Origin of the sequence: Moraxella canis (genome assembly GCF_034424565.1) — a bacterium.
In the GTDB taxonomy this organism is placed as follows: Bacteria; Pseudomonadota; Gammaproteobacteria; order Pseudomonadales; family Moraxellaceae; genus Moraxella; species Moraxella canis.
Window position 1 is genome coordinate 117,071 of sequence record NZ_CP139961.1, and the last position, 20,438, is coordinate 137,508.

13 protein-coding genes are annotated in these 20,438 nt (G+C 45.4%); 4 read left to right on the forward strand and 9 right to left on the reverse strand.

All coding sequences use genetic code 11. The features are described 5' to 3' along the window. Window positions 1-16 precede the first annotated feature (16 nt). The 3 genes from U0021_RS00465 to U0021_RS00475 all read right to left on the reverse strand — a co-directional run bounded on the left by U0021_RS00465 (window position 17) and on the right by U0021_RS00475 (window position 4,723). Entirely contained in the window at window positions 17-2,824 is a 2,808-nt protein-coding gene (locus tag U0021_RS00465; protein WP_114800917.1) for a LysM peptidoglycan-binding domain-containing protein, read from the reverse strand. A 197-nt stretch (window positions 2,825-3,021) separates the two neighbouring features. Beyond that, window positions 3,022-3,579, reverse strand: a complete 558-nt coding sequence (locus U0021_RS00470) for a DUF4440 domain-containing protein (RefSeq protein ID WP_114800916.1) — start codon at window positions 3,577-3,579, stop codon at window positions 3,022-3,024. Window positions 3,580-3,730: 151 nt separating this feature from the next. Continuing rightward, complete coding sequence (locus U0021_RS00475) at window positions 3,731-4,723, reverse strand: CNNM domain-containing protein (protein WP_327037567.1); 993 nt, start codon at window positions 4,721-4,723, stop codon at window positions 3,731-3,733. Window positions 4,724-5,211: 488 nt separating this feature from the next. Here U0021_RS00475 and yajC point away from each other — a divergent pair, with 488 nt between their 5' ends. The 3 genes from yajC to secF all read left to right on the forward strand — a co-directional run bounded on the left by yajC (window position 5,212) and on the right by secF (window position 8,684). After that, the gene (gene yajC, locus U0021_RS00480) at window positions 5,212-5,547 is read left to right on the forward strand and encodes a preprotein translocase subunit YajC (RefSeq protein WP_049237569.1); all 336 of its coding nucleotides are present in this window, start codon (window positions 5,212-5,214) and stop codon (window positions 5,545-5,547) included. A 113-nt stretch (window positions 5,548-5,660) separates the two neighbouring features. Then, window positions 5,661-7,538: a protein translocase subunit SecD gene (secD, locus tag U0021_RS00485; protein ID WP_114800914.1), complete on the forward strand. Its 1,878-nt coding sequence runs from the start codon at window positions 5,661-5,663 to the stop codon at window positions 7,536-7,538. Window positions 7,539-7,547: 9 nt separating this feature from the next. Beyond that, window positions 7,548-8,684 (forward strand): protein translocase subunit SecF, encoded by a 1,137-nt coding sequence (secF, locus tag U0021_RS00490; protein ID WP_327037524.1) that lies wholly within the window; start codon window positions 7,548-7,550, stop codon window positions 8,682-8,684. A 155-nt stretch (window positions 8,685-8,839) separates the two neighbouring features. Here secF and U0021_RS00495 read toward each other — a convergent pair whose 3' ends face one another. Then, window positions 8,840-9,961, reverse strand: a complete 1,122-nt coding sequence (locus U0021_RS00495) for a D-alanyl-D-alanine carboxypeptidase family protein (protein WP_114800236.1) — start codon at window positions 9,959-9,961, stop codon at window positions 8,840-8,842. A gap of 363 nt (window positions 9,962-10,324) precedes the next feature. Continuing rightward, a complete protein-coding gene (gene hppD / locus U0021_RS00500) occupies window positions 10,325-11,404 on the reverse strand; it encodes a 4-hydroxyphenylpyruvate dioxygenase (protein ID WP_114800235.1) in 1,080 nt (359 codons plus the stop codon). 110 nt (window positions 11,405-11,514) lie between these two features. Between hppD and U0021_RS00505 the strand changes: the two genes are divergently transcribed. Beyond that, entirely contained in the window at window positions 11,515-12,420 is a 906-nt protein-coding gene (locus U0021_RS00505) for a LysR family transcriptional regulator (protein WP_114800234.1), read from the forward strand. A 47-nt stretch (window positions 12,421-12,467) separates the two neighbouring features. Here the strand turns inward: U0021_RS00505 and U0021_RS00510 are convergent, their stop codons facing one another. From U0021_RS00510 to dnaX, 4 genes are all read right to left on the reverse strand, one after another. Then, window positions 12,468-14,252, reverse strand: coding sequence for a hypothetical protein (locus U0021_RS00510; RefSeq protein ID WP_114800233.1), 1,785 nt, complete (start codon window positions 14,250-14,252; stop codon window positions 12,468-12,470). Between the two features lie 18 nt (window positions 14,253-14,270). Continuing rightward, window positions 14,271-16,682: a hypothetical protein gene (locus U0021_RS00515; RefSeq protein WP_114800232.1), complete on the reverse strand. Its 2,412-nt coding sequence runs from the start codon at window positions 16,680-16,682 to the stop codon at window positions 14,271-14,273. Between the two features lie 191 nt (window positions 16,683-16,873). After that, entirely contained in the window at window positions 16,874-17,743 is an 870-nt protein-coding gene (locus U0021_RS00520) for a LysR family transcriptional regulator (RefSeq protein WP_114800231.1), read from the reverse strand. Between the two features lie 428 nt (window positions 17,744-18,171). Further along, window positions 18,172-20,433 (reverse strand): DNA polymerase III subunit gamma/tau, encoded by a 2,262-nt coding sequence (gene dnaX / locus U0021_RS00525; protein WP_114800230.1) that lies wholly within the window; start codon window positions 20,431-20,433, stop codon window positions 18,172-18,174. Window positions 20,434-20,438 lie beyond the last annotated feature (5 nt).

Genomic DNA, 20,438 nt, shown 5'->3' on the forward strand with positions numbered 1-20,438 from the left:
TAAAGCATATCACAAATTATTTATTTGGAACGGTCAAAACTTGCCCGATGCGCAAATCAGCAGTCGGCTCCAAATTATTCATCTTCGCAAGCTCTTGGGTGCTAATCCCATAGCGCCGCGCCAAAGCTATCAGCCCATCACCTGCTTTGACGGTATATGTCGTGGTGAGCTTAGGTACTTTTAACGTTTGTCCGATGCGCAGATTAGCATTGGAAGCTAAGCCATTCGCCGCTGCCAAGTCGCTGATTGGTACACCAAAACGATTTGATAATAGGGTTAGGCTCTCACCAGCTTTGACGGTATAGTTTTCAGTTGCCCCAATGTTTGTATTGGAAGATGCGCGCGTAGAGCTGGTTCGCGTGCTTTCTGAGCGAGATGGCGCACTGTTTTCCAACTGAGCGTCGCTAGGCAATTTGAGTGTTTGACCAATTAAGACGCCATCTGTCACACTCAAGCCATTTTCATTTGCCAAAGCATGTAGGCTGATGTTATATCTGCGAGCGATGGCGGTTAGACTTTCTCCAGCAGATACTTTGTGGGTTGCTGGATTGGTATTGGCTGCTGGTGTGCTTTGTCGAGATGGCGTTTGCTGGGCTGATGCTGGCTGAGGTTTTACTTTACCAGAGACAAGCCACAATCTTTGACCGATCAGGATATGTGCATCATTTGCCAAATTATTATAACTGGCAAGCTGACCGACAGTTAAGCCATGGGCAGCAGCCACAGATGTGAGGCTATCGCCGGCACGCACGGTGTAGCTTTCGGGTTTGTTTGCTGACGGCGGGCTTGAGGTAGTAGATGTGGTGCTGGCCGGTCTGGCACCGCTAGGCAATTTGAGTGTTTGACCAATTAAGACGCCATCTGTCACGCTCAAGCCATTTTCATTTGCCAAAGCATGTAGGCTGATGTTATATCTGCGAGCGATGGCGGTTAGACTTTCTCCAGCAGATACTTTGTGGGTTGCTGGATTGGTATTGGCTGCTGGTGTGCTTTGTCGAGATGGCGTTTGCTGAGCTGATGCTGGCTGAGGTTTTACTTTACCAGAGACAAGCCACAATCTTTGACCGATCAGGATATGTGCATCATTTGCCAAATTATTATAACTGGCAAGCTGACCGACAGTTAAGCCATGGGCAGCAGCCACAGATGTGAGACTATCGCCGGCACGCACGGTGTAGCTTTCGGGTTTTGGCTTGGGTTTTGGTGCAGGCTCAGGACGCGGCTGACTTGGCGGTGGAGCTACCGAGACAGACGGCGGTGGAGGTGGTGCTACTGGTACCGAAGCTGTCACAGGCGGGAGCTGTGGCTGAGGAGTCGGTTCAGGCGCAGGGCTAGGCGCTACTGTTTGTACAGGCTGTACAGGCGGCGTGATAGCTTGAGTTTTTGGCTTATCCGAAAAACTCAACATCTTAGTTTCACCACGAGCGTCCAAAACCGACTGGCTGGTTTGTACTGCGTTTAGCTGGATGTTTCCATCTTGGGGACTGATCGCAGGGACTTCAGGACTGGTTTTTTGAATTTCTGCTACGATCAGATCTATTTCAGACTTCGATAAAGCCGGCTCCTGGACGATGGTATTATTTGGTGTGACTTGTGCGATGGTGGTTGGCAGCGTATTAGATGCAATCAACTCTTGCTGAGAGCTTGTGTTTACCGAAGCGCCTGACTTAGGCACCACATAGGTGATGCTTTGGGCGGGTGCTGTTGCGATATAGTCACCACCAAATCCATAGCCTTTTAAAGAAGCCAGCTGATTATCAATTTGGTTCGGCAAACTGTCAGGAATGACGATACGATTAGGACCGATCTCATCAACGGTAAGGTTTAAAAGCGCAGGGTTTAGTAAACGAAGCTCGCTGACTGGCAAGCCTGTCACTGTGGCAACTTCAGATAGGCTCACCCCATAATTAACTGGCACCGTTCTAAAATGGCTGTGATTGGCGATGGCGGGTAAATTAACACCATAAGTATTTGGGGACTTGACAATTTGAGCGACTGCTAAGAATCTTGGCACATAGTTCATTGTTTCAGTTGGCAGCTTAAGCGACCAATAATCCGTTGGTAGCCCTTGATCTTGGTTGGCTTTGATGGCGCGTGAAACTCGTCCAGGCCCTGCATTATAAGCTGCTAATGCCAACTCCCAAGAACCAAACTGGTTATACAAACTTGTTAAAAAGTCATAAGCGGCGCGCGTTGATTCAATCACATCACGCCGACCATCATAGGTCGCACTTTGGTTCAAGCCATAGATGCGACCTGTGCTAGGGATAAATTGCCAAAGACCAGCAGCGGCAGCATTGCTGGTCGCCGTTGGGTCATAGGAGCTTTCAATGATGGGTAAAAGCGCTAATTCAGAGGGAATGCCGCGTCTTTCGGCTTCAGCGACAGTATGATGCAGATAGCGAGAAGCTCGCGCGGTCAAGCGATCCAAATAAGTTTGACGCGTATAAAACCATGATTTTTGAGCTTCGATTCTTGCATTGGTAACTTCATTCATGCGATAGCCGCGGCGAATTCGATCCCACAAGTTACCGTAGCGCTGAATCGCCAGCTCATCGCCCTCTACCATGCTCATGTCGGTCGCTTGCAGTAGCGCTTCTAATGCGTCAAGCATCTCAACATCCAAAACACCTGTGTCAGTATTACCCGACGAGATTTGAATCTGCTGATTAGGCTTAGCTTGAGGAATTGGTTTTGGGGTCTGGCTGACAGGCTTAGAAGGTGTACTAGTGCTACTACAAGCAACCAAAATACAAGATGAAATGGCAAGACTGAGCGGCTTTAAGATCTGTTTAGAAATGGGGGATTTGGAGTGTTTTGTCATTTTCATGTCCTTTGGTCACCTAACTCAGTGATTGCTATAAAGCCAAATTGGCAAAATCAAGCCAACCAGCTGTTTCAAGCGATAATAATGCCTTATTTTGGCAAATTTGGCAACCTTTTGGACAGCAAATGGGTAATAAAAACCACCGAATTGACTTACAAAACGGTGGCTCGATCAAATCAGTTTAGAATCTTAACTCATTCAACCGTGACTTGTGACACCGATCTTAATAATACAGCATGATTGCCCACCTGAGAAAAAGTGGCGCGCGAAGCGGTCTTGATCGTCACAGGTTTGCCGTCTTGGGTCCAAGTCTCGGTGGTCACAATCTGCGCCCTAGCTTGATTGCCGGTAGCAACCACATCTGTCACATCAATGCGATAGCGATAGCCACTGGATTTAGCCCAGCTTTTTTGAAGAAGCTGTAGGTAGCCTTCTTTATTTAAACTGGTCGTTTTGCCACCGCGAGATAGCGAAATGATGGCATCATCAGCGATCAATCTTGAAATTTGAGCAATGTTTTGGGCGTTAGCGGCGCTGCTCATGCTTGAGGCATATCGGCTAACATCCTGCTCATTGATGGCATAAGCATTGGTGGTGATCAAGCTTTGAACACCAAGTGCGCCAATGAATAAGCCAATGCTGGCACCTTTGCCAAATGATTTGCCTTTAAATTTACTTATCGATCGAATCGCGGCCGTTAGCATACTTGCAGCAGCGGCTTTTTTTAAAATAGAACGGGTGCTGTGTTTCATAAACCAACCCTTATATTAATATACTTATAAATGAATGACTTCCCCGTACTCATGACGGAATGATCTTAAGCTAAAATAGCATAGTAAGCTTAAAGCATGATGGCAAATTGTTACATTTTGTTTCATTTAGAAGTGATTTGGCAGAGTCAGACTATTTTTCATCAAAAGGCGCATCTTCTTCAAGTTTTGCACCAAGTCGTGCCATGCGTCTGTCCATCAGCTGACGAGCAAGGGTTTGCATATCATCGACACGATCAAACTCATCGACAATCTCAAGCCCAAGTAAAGTCTCAAGCACATCTTCCAAGCTCACCAAGCCCTTGACTTCACCAAACTCCCCCACTGCCAAAGCAATGTGAACGCGCTCTTTGAGCATCAAATCAAGCAAATCAAACAATTTCATCTTGGCAAACACAAAGTTAATATCGCGCCGAAACTGCTTGATGGGCGTATGAATCTCTTGGTTTGCCTTGGCGATTAATAAATCAGACTTTAAGACAAACCCTGTTGCATTATCTAAATCTTCATCAAAAATCGGAAAGCGTGAAAATGGTAGCTTAGGATATTGAGCAAACACATCGCCGACAGTCATATTTTCATCAAATGCACTGACGACCGAGCGCGGCGTGACGATATCTTCGACATTGATCACACTGAGCGCCAGAGAGTTTTTGATAATTCGCGTTTCCATCTCGCTCATCTGACCTGAGCTTTCACCTTGATTAGCAAGCGCCAAAAACTCATGACGATTGAAGCTGCTTTCTTGATTACCGCGCGTCAGCATTCGTGAAATCTTTTCTGTCACCCAAATGATCGGTAATAACGCCACATTAATTGCACGCACATAATACGCCACAGGCATCGCAAAGCGTCGCCAATATGCCGTACCAATCGTTTTTGGGATAATTTCTGTGCCAATTAAGATAATCAGCGTCATCACGCCGCTAAATACCCCAAACCAAGCATTGCCAAATACAATCACCGCTTGAGCGCCTGCCCCAAGTGAGCCCAGTGTATGCGCAACGGTATTTAGCGTCAAGATTGCCGAAATTGACTTTTCAATATTATCAACTTTGACACTTTTAAGCAGTGCTGCGCCCTTAGGATCGTCCTCAGCCAGGGTGTCAATATATGAAGGCGTCATCGTCAAAAGCGCCGCCTCAGAGATTGAACATAAAAAGGATACAATCAGCGATAAGGAGATGAAGAAAATCAACAAGGCAAGGTTGGTAGGTGTACCGCCGAGCTCAAAAGCAGCGTGTGCGGTCAAGGGGATAAAAATAGCCGCCAATAATGCAGCAAAAATCAGGCGTGAAACAGATGCATTTGCCAAATTTCGGGGTCGCGGTCGGGACATATACGATGTAAAATTGCAAAAATTAGCACTCATATTAAGTGAAAATTAAGCGATGTGCAAGTATTGTTTTTAGTGTATTTTATCGCACATCAGTAACAACACCAAAAATCCATGTCAGACCCCCAAAAATATGCTATGATATGCGTTATTTTGACTTTTACTTGAGTGATTTAGATAGATACATTTCTCAAGTAAGGTTTATATTTTGGAAATGGGCGGTGGCTGTGGATCATGATTGAAATAGTCCACCGTCTTTTAAGATTTAGGAGTTTTTGATGTTAGATTTATTTATCACTGCCGCGCACGCAACCGCAGGCGCACCTGCAGGTCAGCAGTCATTATTTATGAACCTGCTGATTCCTGTAGCGTTTTTTGCAATTTTCTATTTTTTGATCATTCGCCCACAATCAAAGCGCAACAAGCAGCACAAAGCCATGGTGGATAGCCTAGCTGCAGGTAATGAAGTTGTGTTCGCTGGCGGTCTGATCGGTCGCGTTAAGAAAGTTGAAGGCGACTATGCTGTAATCACACTGAATAACTCAACTGATGTTAAAATTCAGCGTGCAAGCGTCCTGATGGTGCTACCTGCCGGTACCATTGACAACATCTAACCCATCCTAAGCCCAAGCATTGACTTAGATAAATTAATTAATTGCTTGGGTCAGTTTTTTTGCAAATTGATGAGATGAATTCATCATCTTGCTCTATCTAATAAGAATACCCTATGCACTACCCTGCTTGGAAATATATATTAATTGCTGTGGTGCTCTTTATCTCTGGCATCTACGCATTACCCAACCTATATCCTGATGAGCCTGCTGTGCAAATTACAGGCGCGAGCGCAGGTACACAATTAACTCAAGATGTGCTGACACAAGCTGAGGGTCTGCTGACACAAGCAGGACTAAGTCACCATAATGGCAGCTTTGAAAATAACAGTGCACTGCTTCGCTTATCAAATGCTGAAGATCAGCTTAAGGCACAAGAAGTGCTGCGCCGAGACTTAGGCGAACAGTATGTGGTCGCACTTAATTTGGCACAAACTACGCCTGAATGGCTACGCAATTTGGGCGCTGCTCCCATGAAGCTTGGTCTGGACTTGCGCGGCGGCGTGAGATTTGTGTTAGAAGTTGATATGGCAAAAGCGCTTGAACAGCGTCTCACCACCGCCAGCCAAGATGTACGCCGTACACTGCGTGGCGAGCAGATCCCAGTTCAAAGTCTGCGCATGACCGATAATGGCATGGTGCTGACTTTCATCAATACAGACGATCGTGGGCGCGCTCAGTCTGTGCTACAAAATCAAGTTGGTACAGACTTTGCACTGCGTCCCTTTGCTGATACTGAAGGGGCGGCGCTTGAGCTGACTTATACTGATGCTAAAATTCAAGAAATTAATGACTATGCTGTCGGTCAAAACTTAACCACGCTTAGAAATCGTATCAATGAGCTTGGCGTGGCTGAAGCATTGGTACAATCTCAAGGCGCTAACCGCATCGTCGTTGAGCTGCCTGGCGTGCAAGACACCGCGGAAGCCAAGCGTGTTTTGGGTCGTACTGCCAATCTTGAGTTTCGCATGGTGAGCGAACAGGACATGAATTATGCAGGCGGCATCCCACCGGCAGGTACCGAAGCTTTTCCGTTTGGTTCTTTGGATGGTCAGCCTATGCTGCTTGAGCGTCAGTCCATCATCACAGGTGAGCGCGTTCAAGGGGCGCAGTCAGGTTTGGATGAGAATGGACGCCCACAGGTGAATATCACCCTGGATACAGCAGGTGGCAGACTCATGCAAAACGCCACTCGCACCGCTGTGGGCAAACAGATGGCAGTGCTATTTATTGAAAATAAACAACGGGTCAGCTTTGAAGAAGATTCTGCAACTGGCGAGCTTGTCGAGGTGCGCACGCCTTATACCGAGTCACGCATCATAAACCGCGCGACCATTCAGGCGGTTTTAGGCTCTTCATTTGTGATCACAGGTTTGGATTCAGATGCAGAAGCAGGCGAGCTTGCACTCCTATTGCGCTCAGGTGCCTTGGCTGCACCGATGTACTTTGTCGAAGAGCGAACCATTGGTCCTTCTTTGGGTCAAGATAATATCGACAAAGGTTTGTTCTCGACACAGGTCGGCTATCTTTTGGTGTTCTTATGGATGATTGTGTTTTATCGTGCGTTTGGCGTGATTGCTAATATCGCCCTAGCCTTTAACGTCATTATGATGGTTGCCATCATGTCCATATTAGGCTCATCATTGACTTTGCCTGGTATCGCCGGGATTGTATTAACCATCGGTATGGCGGTTGATGCCAACGTCTTGATCTTTGAGCGTATTCGCGAAGAGCTTGCTAATGGGGCTCGTGCAAAATCCGCCATCGTGGCAGGTTTTGATCGTGCGTTTAGCTCAATTTTTGATGCTAACATCACCACGCTATTGATTGCATTTATCTTATTTGCCATTGGTACCGGACCGATCAAAGGGTTTGCAATTACGCTTGCGATTGGTATTATCAGCTCTTTGTTTACTGCGATTTTAGTAACTCGTGCCATGATTCAGATTTGGTATGGTCATCGCAAAAACTTAACCAAACTTAGCATCGGTTAGGAGTTAAAAATGAATAACGAAAATAACCCTATCGACCCAAACGCAGCACAGCCACCGCGCCGTCGTCGTGCGCCGCGTCGTGACGGAAAAGGCGCCAATGCTGCCACCAATCAAAATGCCCTAGCCGATCAATCACTGATTGCCGAAGCAGGCGATGAAGCTGCCGAAAAAGCCGGTGGCGTCAAGCTCATCGCCAATCAGCGCATCATTCCTTTTATGAAGCTTGAGAAGCCCATGATGGCATTTTCGGTGCTTTTTATACTTGCAGGACTGATAGCGCTTATAGTTAAGGGTTTAAACTTTGGACTGGACTTTACAGGCGGTGTGTCTGCCAATGTCGCATACGAGCAGCCCGTCGAACAAGCACAAGTCGTTCAGGCATTGGCAGATAATGGCTTCAATGATGCAGTTGTCCAATACTTAGGAACGCGCCAAGAGCTTTTGGTGCGCTTACCACCCCAAGATGGCTCAGCCGAAAACCTAAGCGCTGCTTTGGATCAGATTCTCAATTTTCCAAATAACCCATCAACCATCGATAGCATCAGCATCATCGGGAGTCAGCTGGGTAATGAAATTTACCTAAACTCCTTGCTCGCCATGTCGGTGGCACTGGGAATGATGCTGCTTTATGTCGCGACGCGCTTTCAGTTCAAGCTCGCCTTGGGTGCTGTGCTGGCTTTGTTTCATGATGTGATCATTGTCGTTGGCGTGTTTGCCATTATGGGTTGGCCGTTTGATCTGACGGTTTTGGCAGCTGTTTTGGCATTGATTGGTTATTCGGTGAATGATACCATCGTCGTCTATGACCGTATTCGTGAGAATTTTCGCCGAGTGCGCGGTCTGACACCTCGTCAAGTACTTGACTTATCATTGACCGAAACCCTAAGACGCACCATCATGACTGTAGGTACAGTATTTGTCGTGGTTGTCGCGATGCTATTTTTGGGCGGTGATGGTCTGTATTGGTTCTCTGTGGCATTATTTATCGGTTTGATCGCTGGTACTTATTCATCGGTCTATATCGCAAGCTCGATTCCACTCATGATGGGCTTGTCTAGAGAAGATTTTGTCGTCAAAATCAAACCTGAATTTGAAGAAGAAGTGGTGGTATTTGCCGATCCTGAACTTCAAAATACCAAAGATTAAGCCGCTTAAGGCTCACATAACCACGCTCTAATTTGGGCGTGGTTTTTTTTATGGATAGTTTGAATAATTGAAAATTCGCCCTATCATTGACTCAATGTTTAAAACAAAAATCGCCCTAAGTCATGCTTGGGCGATTTGATATCCTGTCAAACTGCTTAACGGCGATAAGCAAGCTCGGTTAAGATTGTCTCAGCGTCACTCCAGCGGTTTGCGCTGTTTGATGCGCCTAATAATACGACGATTGCAGGACGATTATTGACATTGGTTTCCATGACGACGCTATAACCAGCTTCGCGGATATAGCCAGTTTTTTGAACACCGATCGGATAAGCACCTTCTCTCACTAGACGGTTGGTATTGTTGCCTTTGTAGGTGCGATTACCACTGTTATAATTTGTGATATAAAAATCATAGGTCGGCGCTGTGGAGAAGTTGCGGATACTGTGATAACGAGGGTCACTATTGACTGCCTTCATCATGATCAATAGATCATTAGCAGATGACATATTGCGCGGATCTAAGCCTGATGAGTCACTAAATTTTGTCTGATACATGCCTAGATCGCGCGCTTTTTGGTTCATGGCGGCGATAAAGGCATCATAACCGCCTGGATAAGTACGCGCCAAAGCCTTAGCGGCTGGATTTTCAGAACGCATGAGCGTCATCAGAGTAAATTCAGAGCGTGTCATACGGTCGCCAGCTTTTAGGCGTGTGCTTGCTTGTTTAGCACCCACCAAATCCGAAGCAATCAAAGTAATCTCTTCACGCATATCAAGCTCAGCATCCAAGATAACCATCGCCGTCATTACTTTACTGATAGATGCGATCGAGCGCTGAACATCCGCATTCTTACCATAGATTGGCTTACCATCCTGCAAATCATACACCAAGACCGCCGCAGAACTTGTACTGACGGGCAGATCATAAAAACTGCCAGCATAGCTGGTTTGGCTGCTATAATTGGTTACCTGAGCGCTAGGCGCACTGGTCATTGCATAGGTGGTGGTGTGAGTTTGGGTTGTGGCGGCAAGCTGCGGCTGAATATCAACTCTGGTAGCAGTATACGCTTGTGTTGCAGGTTGTACGCTGACTTGTGTTCTTGTGCTTACCTGAGCGGCAGGCTCAATATAAACAGACTGAGATGTGGTCATCTGAGCAGGCTGCACGGTCACACGCTGCTGGCTTTGATCGATTGAGAATGCATGTGCGCTGTGCGCCCCAGCAGTCATCGCAAGTAAAATTGCCAAATTTTGGCTGTTTCGCTTGATGGATTTCATGGACTGTCCCCTTTTTCGGATATATCCTATTTTACCACAAAAATTGTGGGATTTTACTTACAGCAATAATTTTCATTAATTGTTACAAATTTATAATGAAAGTTTTGCAGTACCGTTAAATAATATAGCTATCTGTAAGGTATCAAGCACACAATTTAACTAAATTTAATGTAGCAAAGTATAGACTGTGATCAATTTCACCCGACCAAACTCCATCTCAAAAAGCGTCCAATTAATCAGCCTAACCCTTAAAACACATGCCCTCAATAGTGAAATTCAAACAAGCGGATATTTGCCGTCTGATATAGCCTACCCAAACTTACAAGCAGGTGATCAGACCGCAAATACCACCTCAAACTCGTTTTAGACCTGCAAGGCACCACGGCGGATCTGATCGCGCTCAAGCGACTCAAACAGCGCCTTAAAATTCCCCTCGCCAAACCCTTCTCGGTAATCACCTTTACGCTGAATGAATTCAAAAAACACTGGACCTAACGCGGTTTCTGAAAAAATTTGCAATAACAATCGGGGATGACCGCCTTCGGTGGTCCCATCTAGCAAGATGCCACGACTTTGGAGTGCGGACACATCCTCGCCATGACCCGGCAGTCGCTCATCAAGCATCTCATAATAGGCATCGTTAGGCGCAGTCATCAATGGTATGCCAGCTGCTTTTAGCTGATCGATGGCATTGGTCAAATCGTCTGTCAAAAGCGCGATATGCTGTATGCCTTCGCCTCCAAACGCCATGAGATATTCCTCGATCTGACCGCCGCCTTGTTTGGCTTCTTCATTGAGCGGGATTCGGATTAAGCCATCAGGCGCCGTCATCGCGCGACTGGTCAAGCCTGTGTATTCACCCTTGATGTCAAAATAGCGCATTTCTTGAAAATTAAATAGCTTTTCATAAAATTTCGCCCAATAATCCATCCGACCACGATAAACATTGTGCGTCAAATGGTCAATGACCTCAAAACCATAACCAACAGGATTGGGATTGACGCCTTCAAGAAATTCAAAATCAATATCATAAATGGATTTACCAGCCTCAAATCGATCAATCAAATACAGCGGTGCGCCGCCAATACCGCGGATGGCAGGCAGACGAAGCTCCATGACCGATGTCGGTATCTCAATGGGCTTTGCGCCCAATTCAATCGCCCGACGGTACGCAAACTGTGCATCACGGACACGAAATGCCATGCCACAAGCTGATGGACCATGCTCATTGGCAAAATACATCGCCTCAGAATTGGGCTCGCGATTGACAATAAAATTAATACCGCCCTGACGATACAACAGCACATCCTTTGAGCGATGCTTGGCAACCAAACTAAATCCCATTTTTTCGAATAATGGCTCAAGCACATTTGGCGTTGGGCTTGCAAACTCTACAAATTCAAAACCACACAGTCCCATTGGGTTTTCAAATAAATCTGCCATAAAATACTCCTTTTGTGGGTGATGCTACTTGTCTTTCAGTGATGACTTATCATAAAATAAGCGAAAATTGCGCACAAATGGAATTTTTATCATAATTATTGGATAATCCTATGAATATTACTTTTCGTCAGCTCAAAGCTTTTGCCAGCATCGCGCGCCATCACAGCTTTAGTAAGGCAGCCGCTGAGCTGCACTTGACTCAATCATCCCTAAGCGGGCTGATCAAAGAGATGGAAAAGCAGCTGGATATGCGCCTATTTGACCGAACCACACGCCAAATCCATTTGACGGAAGCCGGTGAGCGGCTGCTACCGCATGCCAATAAAGTGCTCAATGATATGCAGCTGATGAGTCATGAAGTCCATGATTTACAAGACTATCACCAAGGTAAAGTGCGTATCGCAGCGCCGCAGCAGCTAGCCGCCGCTTCGATACCCAAACTGATCCGCTTATTCAAAGAGGCGTATCCTGATATTCAAGTGACTTTGATTGACTGCTCAATTGAAGAGGTGGTGGATCATGTGCAGATGCTGGAGGCGGACATTGGGCTAGGACCTGATCTTTTGCATAGTAATGAGCTGATGCAGACCAGGCTGTTTCGGTCATCCTTTGGACTGGTGGTGCGTGCAGATCATCCCCTAGCAGACTCAAAGGCGCTGACATGGCAGGATCTTAATGAAGGTGATTTGATCACAGTGCAAGCACCTTTTGCCGACCATATCAATGAAAAGCTACCTTTGGATATTCGCACGCGTCTGTTTCGCAGCGATTATCAAGTCAATTTTTTATCAACGGCTTTGGGCATGGTCAAAGAAGGACTTGGGATCACCATGGCGCTTGGCTATGCCAAATCTTGGGTGGATGAACAAGGCTTGGTCATGATTCCGATTCATGAGCCGCAGATTGGCTATGAATTTTTACTATATAAACACCGCCAACGCAGCCAAACGCCCGCCATGAAAAGCTTTGAAAATTTTCTGCTCAAAGCCTCCAAAGACTGGCTGCTGCATATTTAAAGACCTCCTTAGGTTTATAAGAGGTCTAGTATGCCAAAGCGTTATGCTCACTCAAATGATGTGTCACCTTCTTGAGATGGGCTGACGTCATCATCGATCGATGGTGGCTCATCATAAATGCCCTCACCTACCGCACCCTCACCCGTCAGTAGCGCGATGAGCATTTGGCTGTATTTATCGTCACCTGACTTGATGCGCTCCACAAGCTCGCGGCTATAATCCATCACATTCACCGAGTTTTGGGCATTTGGTGTACGCAGATGGGCAGGCAGACGCGCAAATTCATCTTTTTGAACTGGCGTGATGGTTGTAAACACATCAATCAGCATGGGCTGCTCTAGGCGCAGGCTTGAATTTTCTTTATTTACAAAGGGGTTGGGCAGGTATTGACGCTGATGTATCCAGCCAATTTTATTACCTGTCAAGCCATAATGTGACAGCGGCTGATAAGGTGAAGGTTCAACTTCCGTCATTTGATCTCGATACTGGACATCGGATTGGTAGCCATAGCTAATTTTTGCCAAGGCGTTTAATAACATTCTGACAAATAATCGACTGTCAATTTTGACTTCGGTGGGCGACTCTTCGTGATCTTGAGCGTGATTAACATTGACAACTTCAATGACACTTTGCCCATCTTCAATCGTGCGCTCCACATTCCCAAAGCTTGGCTCGGCAAATTCGCTATAATTATCCACGATGCTACGATATAAAGTATCGGCAAATAAATATCGAGCATAAGCTTGGTCTTGGGCATTGGGATTTAGGCGGATGATTCGCCCTGTGCCTTTGATGGTATCGACGGCTTTGGATGATAAATTATCCAACAGATTGGGCATCATAAGAACAGTGTCATCATTGACCATCTCAAACGCACTCACATCCAAGCTATCAAAGCTTTGTTTTTTGGCATGCCACACATACCCAATCAGATCTTTGGCAAAGTCAGGCGGCAGGCTGCCATCATTAAGGCGAATGGCTAGCCACTTATCACGCCACTTGGTGCCAAGCTGTTTATCAAGAGTTTCACTATTGAGCATGGCAAAATTATCCGCCCACAGATAAACAATACCTTGCTTTAGGTCAATATAAAGCGGCTGATTCAGATACAGCGCGATATTTTTGGCATCATAACTGATGGCAGGCAGCGCGGTAAATTTTCCAAGCAGTGGCTGATAATTACCCTTGATACTCAAGGCGCTTGGCTCAATCAAATAAGCATTGAGTAATTTGGCTTTTTTTTGTTCAAGCGCGGTATCTTCTTGATTGCGCTCGGCATTATAACCAGCTTCATTGGCAGCACGGATGGCGCTGTCGCTCAGCTCCTTTTCCTGCAGCTCATCGTACAATAAATCAAACTGCTCAGAAGGGGTCATATTTTTGGTACTGCTCAAAAAAGCTTCAATATCAAAGCTTTCAATGCCAGCTTCTTGTAATTCGTACCGCTCATTGATGCACGCTAAATATGTCTTGCGAATTTGATCAAATGCTTGGGTTTTTTCGATATCTTCCATCGCGACCTTTTGCTCAGCCATCAATGCCTTAGTCAAAGAGATATAGGCTGTGTCATGCTGAGTCTCACAGTGCTGAGCTAGATTTTGATCGCTGTGATCGGCTTGAGCTGCCAATGCCTGCTCGCGAATTGCGTTAGAAACAAAAATATCCGTTTCATAACCAAAAGAGCTGCGCATTTGTGCTGTGATGGCTTCTGATAAATCTTGTTTTGCTGTGGCTGAGCTGACAGCTTTGGGTGCGACAGCAGCGGTATTTGCGCAGCCTGTCAAAGCCGCCAAACATACCAGCGCCGCAATTGGGTTTAATTTAGTTTGCATAAATCACTCTCAGTCTTATTATTTATCTGTTAAGTCAGCGTCACTGTCATCAAGGATTAAGGCGGCGTCACTGTCATCAATGACGGCGTCGTAATCATCGCGAGCTTGTCTTGCCAATTCACCCAATTTAATATCTTGGCGAATGGTATGAACCCAAGCATTCCCATCTGAGCTATCTTTAGTGCCATCAATGAGCTTTGAGGCATAAGGATGAGCGATCGGCTGACTGCTAAAGCGTGTTTGGGCAATGGTCTGCGTTCGTGTATTTTGCATGTGCTGATTGATGCTTTGGATGTACTGCAAACCAATGAGCTGACCACGACTGTTTAAATAATAATATATATGATCCGACGAGCTCATCGGCATGATCGACTCAAGTAGCGCCAATGCACTGCCAATATCATCTGTGTGATGACCTTGATTAATCAGCACCCAATCATCAATGATTTGCTTAATTTTGGCGGCATTGATCGGATCGTCTGAATCTTCAGAGTAACGCTCAGGATGGGCATCAACATAAGCTTTTAGATCTTTGGCGATGTATTTTAAGATAACACCGATATATTTGCCGACTTCTTGTTTAGATAGGCTTAATTTTATTGCTTGAGTTGCTCCAAGCTTACGCGCATAAGGATCGCTCGTCATCACCACTGGCGTGAATCGCTCGACATCCAATTCACCAAATCCTGCCAAATAGCCATTAACCATAGCTTCATAAATAACATCTGTGGGAATGACGCCCTCAAGCGGTTTGGGTAAATAAAATTTCACCATGCCATCTTTAGTGTCTTTGGGCAGCGGCGCATACTTGTGCAAAGCAAGCGCGCTGACAGGCAGCGCAGCTGATGCATCAACTGTTATCGATCCTTGGTCAAAGTCAATCAATATCGGCGCTTGGATGGATTGCTTGGCAGTTGGTGATTCATAATCCAAAGCCATCACCGAATTGATTCTGCGCTGAGCAGGCGCGTAGTGGCTAAGAATTGTAAAGGCGGTATTTTCATACTGATAAAAATTCTTAGCATCAAGCTGCTCTGGCGTTTTTTTCATATAATCCAGCATAGATGACATCATGTTGGTATATATGCCGCCCATATCTTCGGGTAATGGTAAAGGCAGCGGCTCCATCGCGTCACTGTCTGCGCCAGTGTTGGTCGGTTTTTTTCGTTCTGACAGCTTCATGGACTTATAAGCCTCAAACCACTGTCGTAACACCGGCTTTGGCTCATCTGAATCCGCCTCACTCATAAGTAGCTTAAAAAACACCTGGGTATCCAGTTCGTCAGCTTCTTCCAAACTGGTCGGTCTTTGAACATCATCAATAGGCTCATCTAAGCTCATGGCAATGCAATATGAGCCATCAAAATGTGTCTGTAAAAAACTCTCTGGGCTATTAGCCAGCGTCTTACCTTGGCGGCGTAGATTTTCATTGGCTGTCAGCTGAGTCTGTGAACATTCACGAATCAGCGACCTAACATCCAGCTGTTTGGCGGTCAAACCTCGATCTATATAACCTAGCGGATCCATATAAACCATCCCGTACCACACATCTTGATCACAGACCAAAAACTGATTATATGCCATCAGATAGCCATCATAAGCCTCACCCGTCAAGGAGGGATGCTTGCGACCGGCAGACAGCACTTGGTTTAAATCTCGTTGATAACTGGTAGCGCATTGACGGATATTGGCGATGTCATCGATTTGATAGCTCTGTGCGTTGGATTTTTGGGCATCAAAGTCTTGATTTGCTTGAGTGATACAGCCATCGATGACTTTAAGCTGATCTTTAATTTTCCGATCTTTGACAGTGAGTGTGGGATTGTCTGAGACGATTTGATCGAGGGTCTCGGCTGCATCGCTTAAGCAGCGATATTGATTCATATAAGCAGCCATGATGTCTGAATCAGCCGTCAAATACTGCGCATCCATTGCTGCCTCTCGGGTGATGGCGTGATCAGGTATGGCGCCCTTTTTTTCGTCATCGTAGCGCAAATAAGGCAAAGACCCCTCTTCGTTTAGATAATCTTCAGTCGTACGGTAAGCATCGCTTTGGTAGCTGGCGCTATCGGCAGTGGTTTTATATTCATACGTCTTGAGTGCTGTCATCCACAGGCTATCGCTACCAGCGTCAATGCTATCCTTGGCTAGGTGAGGCACGACTCGATATCGATAGGTTGATAGCGAATAGCGCTCACTGAGCAGATGCTGATTCATTGCTTTGATTAGGCTTTGCTTAGCTTGAGCGGATGGCGTGGACAGATTATCCTCAAAAGGTAGCATCTGCAAAGACTGCCCCTGCAGGCTGTCTGTCTGCATGCCCACACCCTGACAGGCTTGTAACATCAGTGCCACCACCGCCAGGTAACCAAATTTGAGCGATCGGTTCTTGGGCTTGGACAAATGAATGTTTGAGAGCTGTTTTTTCATACTAATGCGCCATGAGTAAAATTAAGTAATGTGAATTTTTGATTAAAAATGAATTATAAGGTAACACAAATTCACTCACTTGCAAAGATATTCATGAATGGTGTGAGCATTATTTTTATCTTGCCCTTTTTTATCGTATTATAAGCACAAAAAAACCCTGCATCATGCAGGGTTTAAAAAACTTAATTGAATTAATTCTTAAAGTGCACTTCAAGTACTTCAATGCACTTTTGCGCCTTGACGGTTGTTTGTTCTTTTGAGATGGTGACAGCGCTCAAAGTCAGCGTCGGCAAACTGTGGTTTGGCAGGATTTTAACAACTTTACCTGACTCAAGCAGCGCTTTGGCATCGACGGCATTGGTCTTGGTAATGCCATAGCCTTCAGCAGCCAAGTTTAGAGCGATGGCGTGATTGTTTGTGATCAGTCTTGAGCTGACACGCACAGACTGCTTGCCATTTGCATCTTTAAACTCGACGCTTTCGGTTGGTTTTTCGCCGCAGATAATCATTGTGTGCGCTGCCAATGCCTTAACATTTTCTACATCACCATGATTTTTAATATAGTCTGGTGAAGCAACCAACATCTGCTCTACTGTCTTAAGTGCGATGCCTTGAGCCTGTTCACTCAACAACAAAGCCACATCAACGCGATCTTCAATCATATCCAGATTGTCGCGCGAGATGATATTTAATGACAAGTTATCATGCTCAACCAACCAATCAGATAAGGCAGGCAGTAGATAAGCCTTAGCAAGCTCTGGGGTGGTCGCAATACGCAGACTGCCTGAGAGCTCATCTTTAAGCTGAATCACACTGTCACGCCCTTGTTCGGCTGCTTTCACCATTTGGGTGGCTGATGAATATAAGCTTTCGCCAGCTTCGGTTAGACTTAGCTTACGGGTTGAGCGATGTAGTAAAGAAACACCCAAATCAGTTTCCAAAGAGCGAATTTGCTGACTGACAGCACTGGTTGTAATGCCAAGTTCTTTGGCTGCGCCACTAAATGAACCGTGGCGAACTACGCTCGCGAAGACCGCCATACCTCGTAAATTATCTAACATATTTTACCTCAAATTATTTAGTTTAATTTAATTAATTAATTTATATAATCTGCATTTTAAGAAAAAGCAAATCATTATAATAAAATTCTAATGTTATGTTATAAAAAATGATGACTGATCAGTCATTTTATGTATAATTTTATGATCAAAAGTCATTGTTAAGTTATGATTTGTATGGGATTGGACACATAATGCCGAACCCTTTAAATTAAAGATAATTTTACAAGACTATCAAAAATTATGGTTACTAACTATAAAGGAATTTTAATCTATTGGCAAGAGATTGTTCAGAAAAAATGTATCACATTGTAATGTTTTTTGCATGACTTTAACTGCAAAATCTTTAGGCAATATTTGCTTAATATTTTTAAGTTTTTGGGGCATGTTGTATGATGATACATGTCCATATCTGCTTGATTAGACAAATTTTAGTCAATGAGTAGCTTTGATTGGCTTAGCACCGAAGTCCCATCATCCACCACAAAGCCGTCCTGCCAAAGCGTTTGAAAAACTGGGCTATCTACCAGTTGATTTTGAGCCTGTGCCTGCACTTGGATGTGTCGCTGAGATAAGCGCGATTTTGGCGCTTCTAAAGCTTGATCAGCCAACACAGGGTCAGAAAGTAGTGTAATTTGTGGATAATGCGCTAAAAATTTGGCGCGCAAGCTCTCAAAACTTGACTGAACTTGCGAGTTGAGTTCGCAGACCACCAAACAGCTATCACCAGCAATATCACCTGTCATTACGCTCGTGCTCATCAAGGCAAGCTCATCAGGTGCAAAATGCTCTGCTTCTCGCGCCAAATGCACCCAATAATCCCATTTTTCACTTGTCCAGCGCCCATCAAGCTCGACTGGCGTAGGCTTTAGCTGCTCCAGCATTTGGGCTTTGGTCATCGGTTGGCTAGGCGGATGTGCCAAAGACTTAAGCGAATCGGTATTATCAAACTGGCTGATAGGCTGTGGATTGCGATCTTGGAAAGATGACTGATCAGCCATCAGATCTTCTTTGTAGGTAGCTTTTACATCAGTATCTGTCTTAGCCAGATTCGCGGCTGTAACTGCTGGCAAAGCTTGTATATCTTCAGTAAAATCTGCCAAAAGCTGCTCATCGGCATCACTGGCATCTGACATGACTGCAAAAGATGGCTCGGCTGCCATTTGGGTCAGTGTGTCATGATCGCTCGGCGTATCTTCCTCAGCTGTTGGATTTTCAGAAAAATCAGACTCAAGAGTCTTTAAAGGCTTTTTTGACTGAAAATCCTCCGAAGATAGCTCCAAATTGGTATCTGTATTGATAGATTGCACTTGATTGATCTTGGTAAGATCGTCTGTGCTTTGACTACTTTTTGTAGTTACATCGTCATTATATAACGGATCTAAGATCGGCTCAGCGTCTGCCTGCGACGGTAATTCGGTTAAGACAGCCTGCCGATCGTTGTTAGAATGAATATCGGAAGATACCGCCTGAGTTTCGCTGCTAGCGTTCGCTTGATCTTTGAGGTTCTCGACGATAGCATCAGCTGTGTTATGTTGGTTGCTGGTGTCATTCGTTTGGCTTGTTTGCGCATCCTTTGAAACAGCCATCTGCCCTTCTGTCAGCGGTCGAAATGCCAACAGCCTTAAGATACCCATCTCTAAAGCCTGCATCGGCGTGCTTGCCAAGCGAATACCATCACGACTTTTGATTAAAATTTCATAATACAGCTGCAGAACATCTGGACTGATCAAGGATGCTAAGCGCCTCATTTGATATGCTTGTTCAGCATTCATGTCCAAAGGAGAATCAGGCAATACTTGTATGAGTGCCATGTGATGAACACTGTCAATCAGCTCATCAAAGATCGCAGCAGCATCGACCATTTTATCACGCATGGCGGTGATGAATTGACCAACTGCCATACGGTCATCATGATAGATCGCCTCGACGATCTCAAGAACATTGGTGCTATTCACCAATCCGAGCATCGATAAGACCGTATCGGCTTGGATTTGACCGCCACCAAAGGCAATCGCTTGGTCGGTCAGCGATAGCGCGTCACGCACCGACCCTTTTGCAGTGCTTGCCAGCTGCCATAAGGCATCTTGTGTAAAAGGGATCTTTTCTGCATTTAATACTTTGGCTAAGTGCTCAGACAAAAGCGCTTGCGGCAGTGGGCGCAAAACAAATTGCAGACAGCGCGAGATGATCGTAATGGGCAGTTTTTGGGGGTCGGTAGTCGCAAAGACAAATTTCACATAGTCTGGCGGCTCTTCCAAAGTCTTAAGTAGCGCATTGAAAGAATGCGTAGACAGCATGTGCACTTCGTCAATCAAGTAGACTTTATAACGACCTTGCACAGGCGCATAAGGCACATTTTCAAGTAGCTCTCTGGTATCTTCAACTTTGGTACGAGAAGCAGCGTCAATCTCGATCAAATCCAAAAATCGCCCTTGATCAATGCTAATACATGTATCACAGACGCCGCAAGGCTGACTTGTCATGCCTGTTTCGCAGTTTAAACACTTGGCAAGAATACGCGCGATGGTCGTCTTGCCGACGCCGCGAGTTCCAGTAAATAAATACGCATGATGCAGCCTACCTGTATCAATGGCATTGGACAGCGCTTGGGCGACATGTGATTGACCCAAAAGCTCGGAAAAGTTTTTGGGTCGATATTTTCGGGCTAAAACCTGATATTGTTTATCCATAGGAC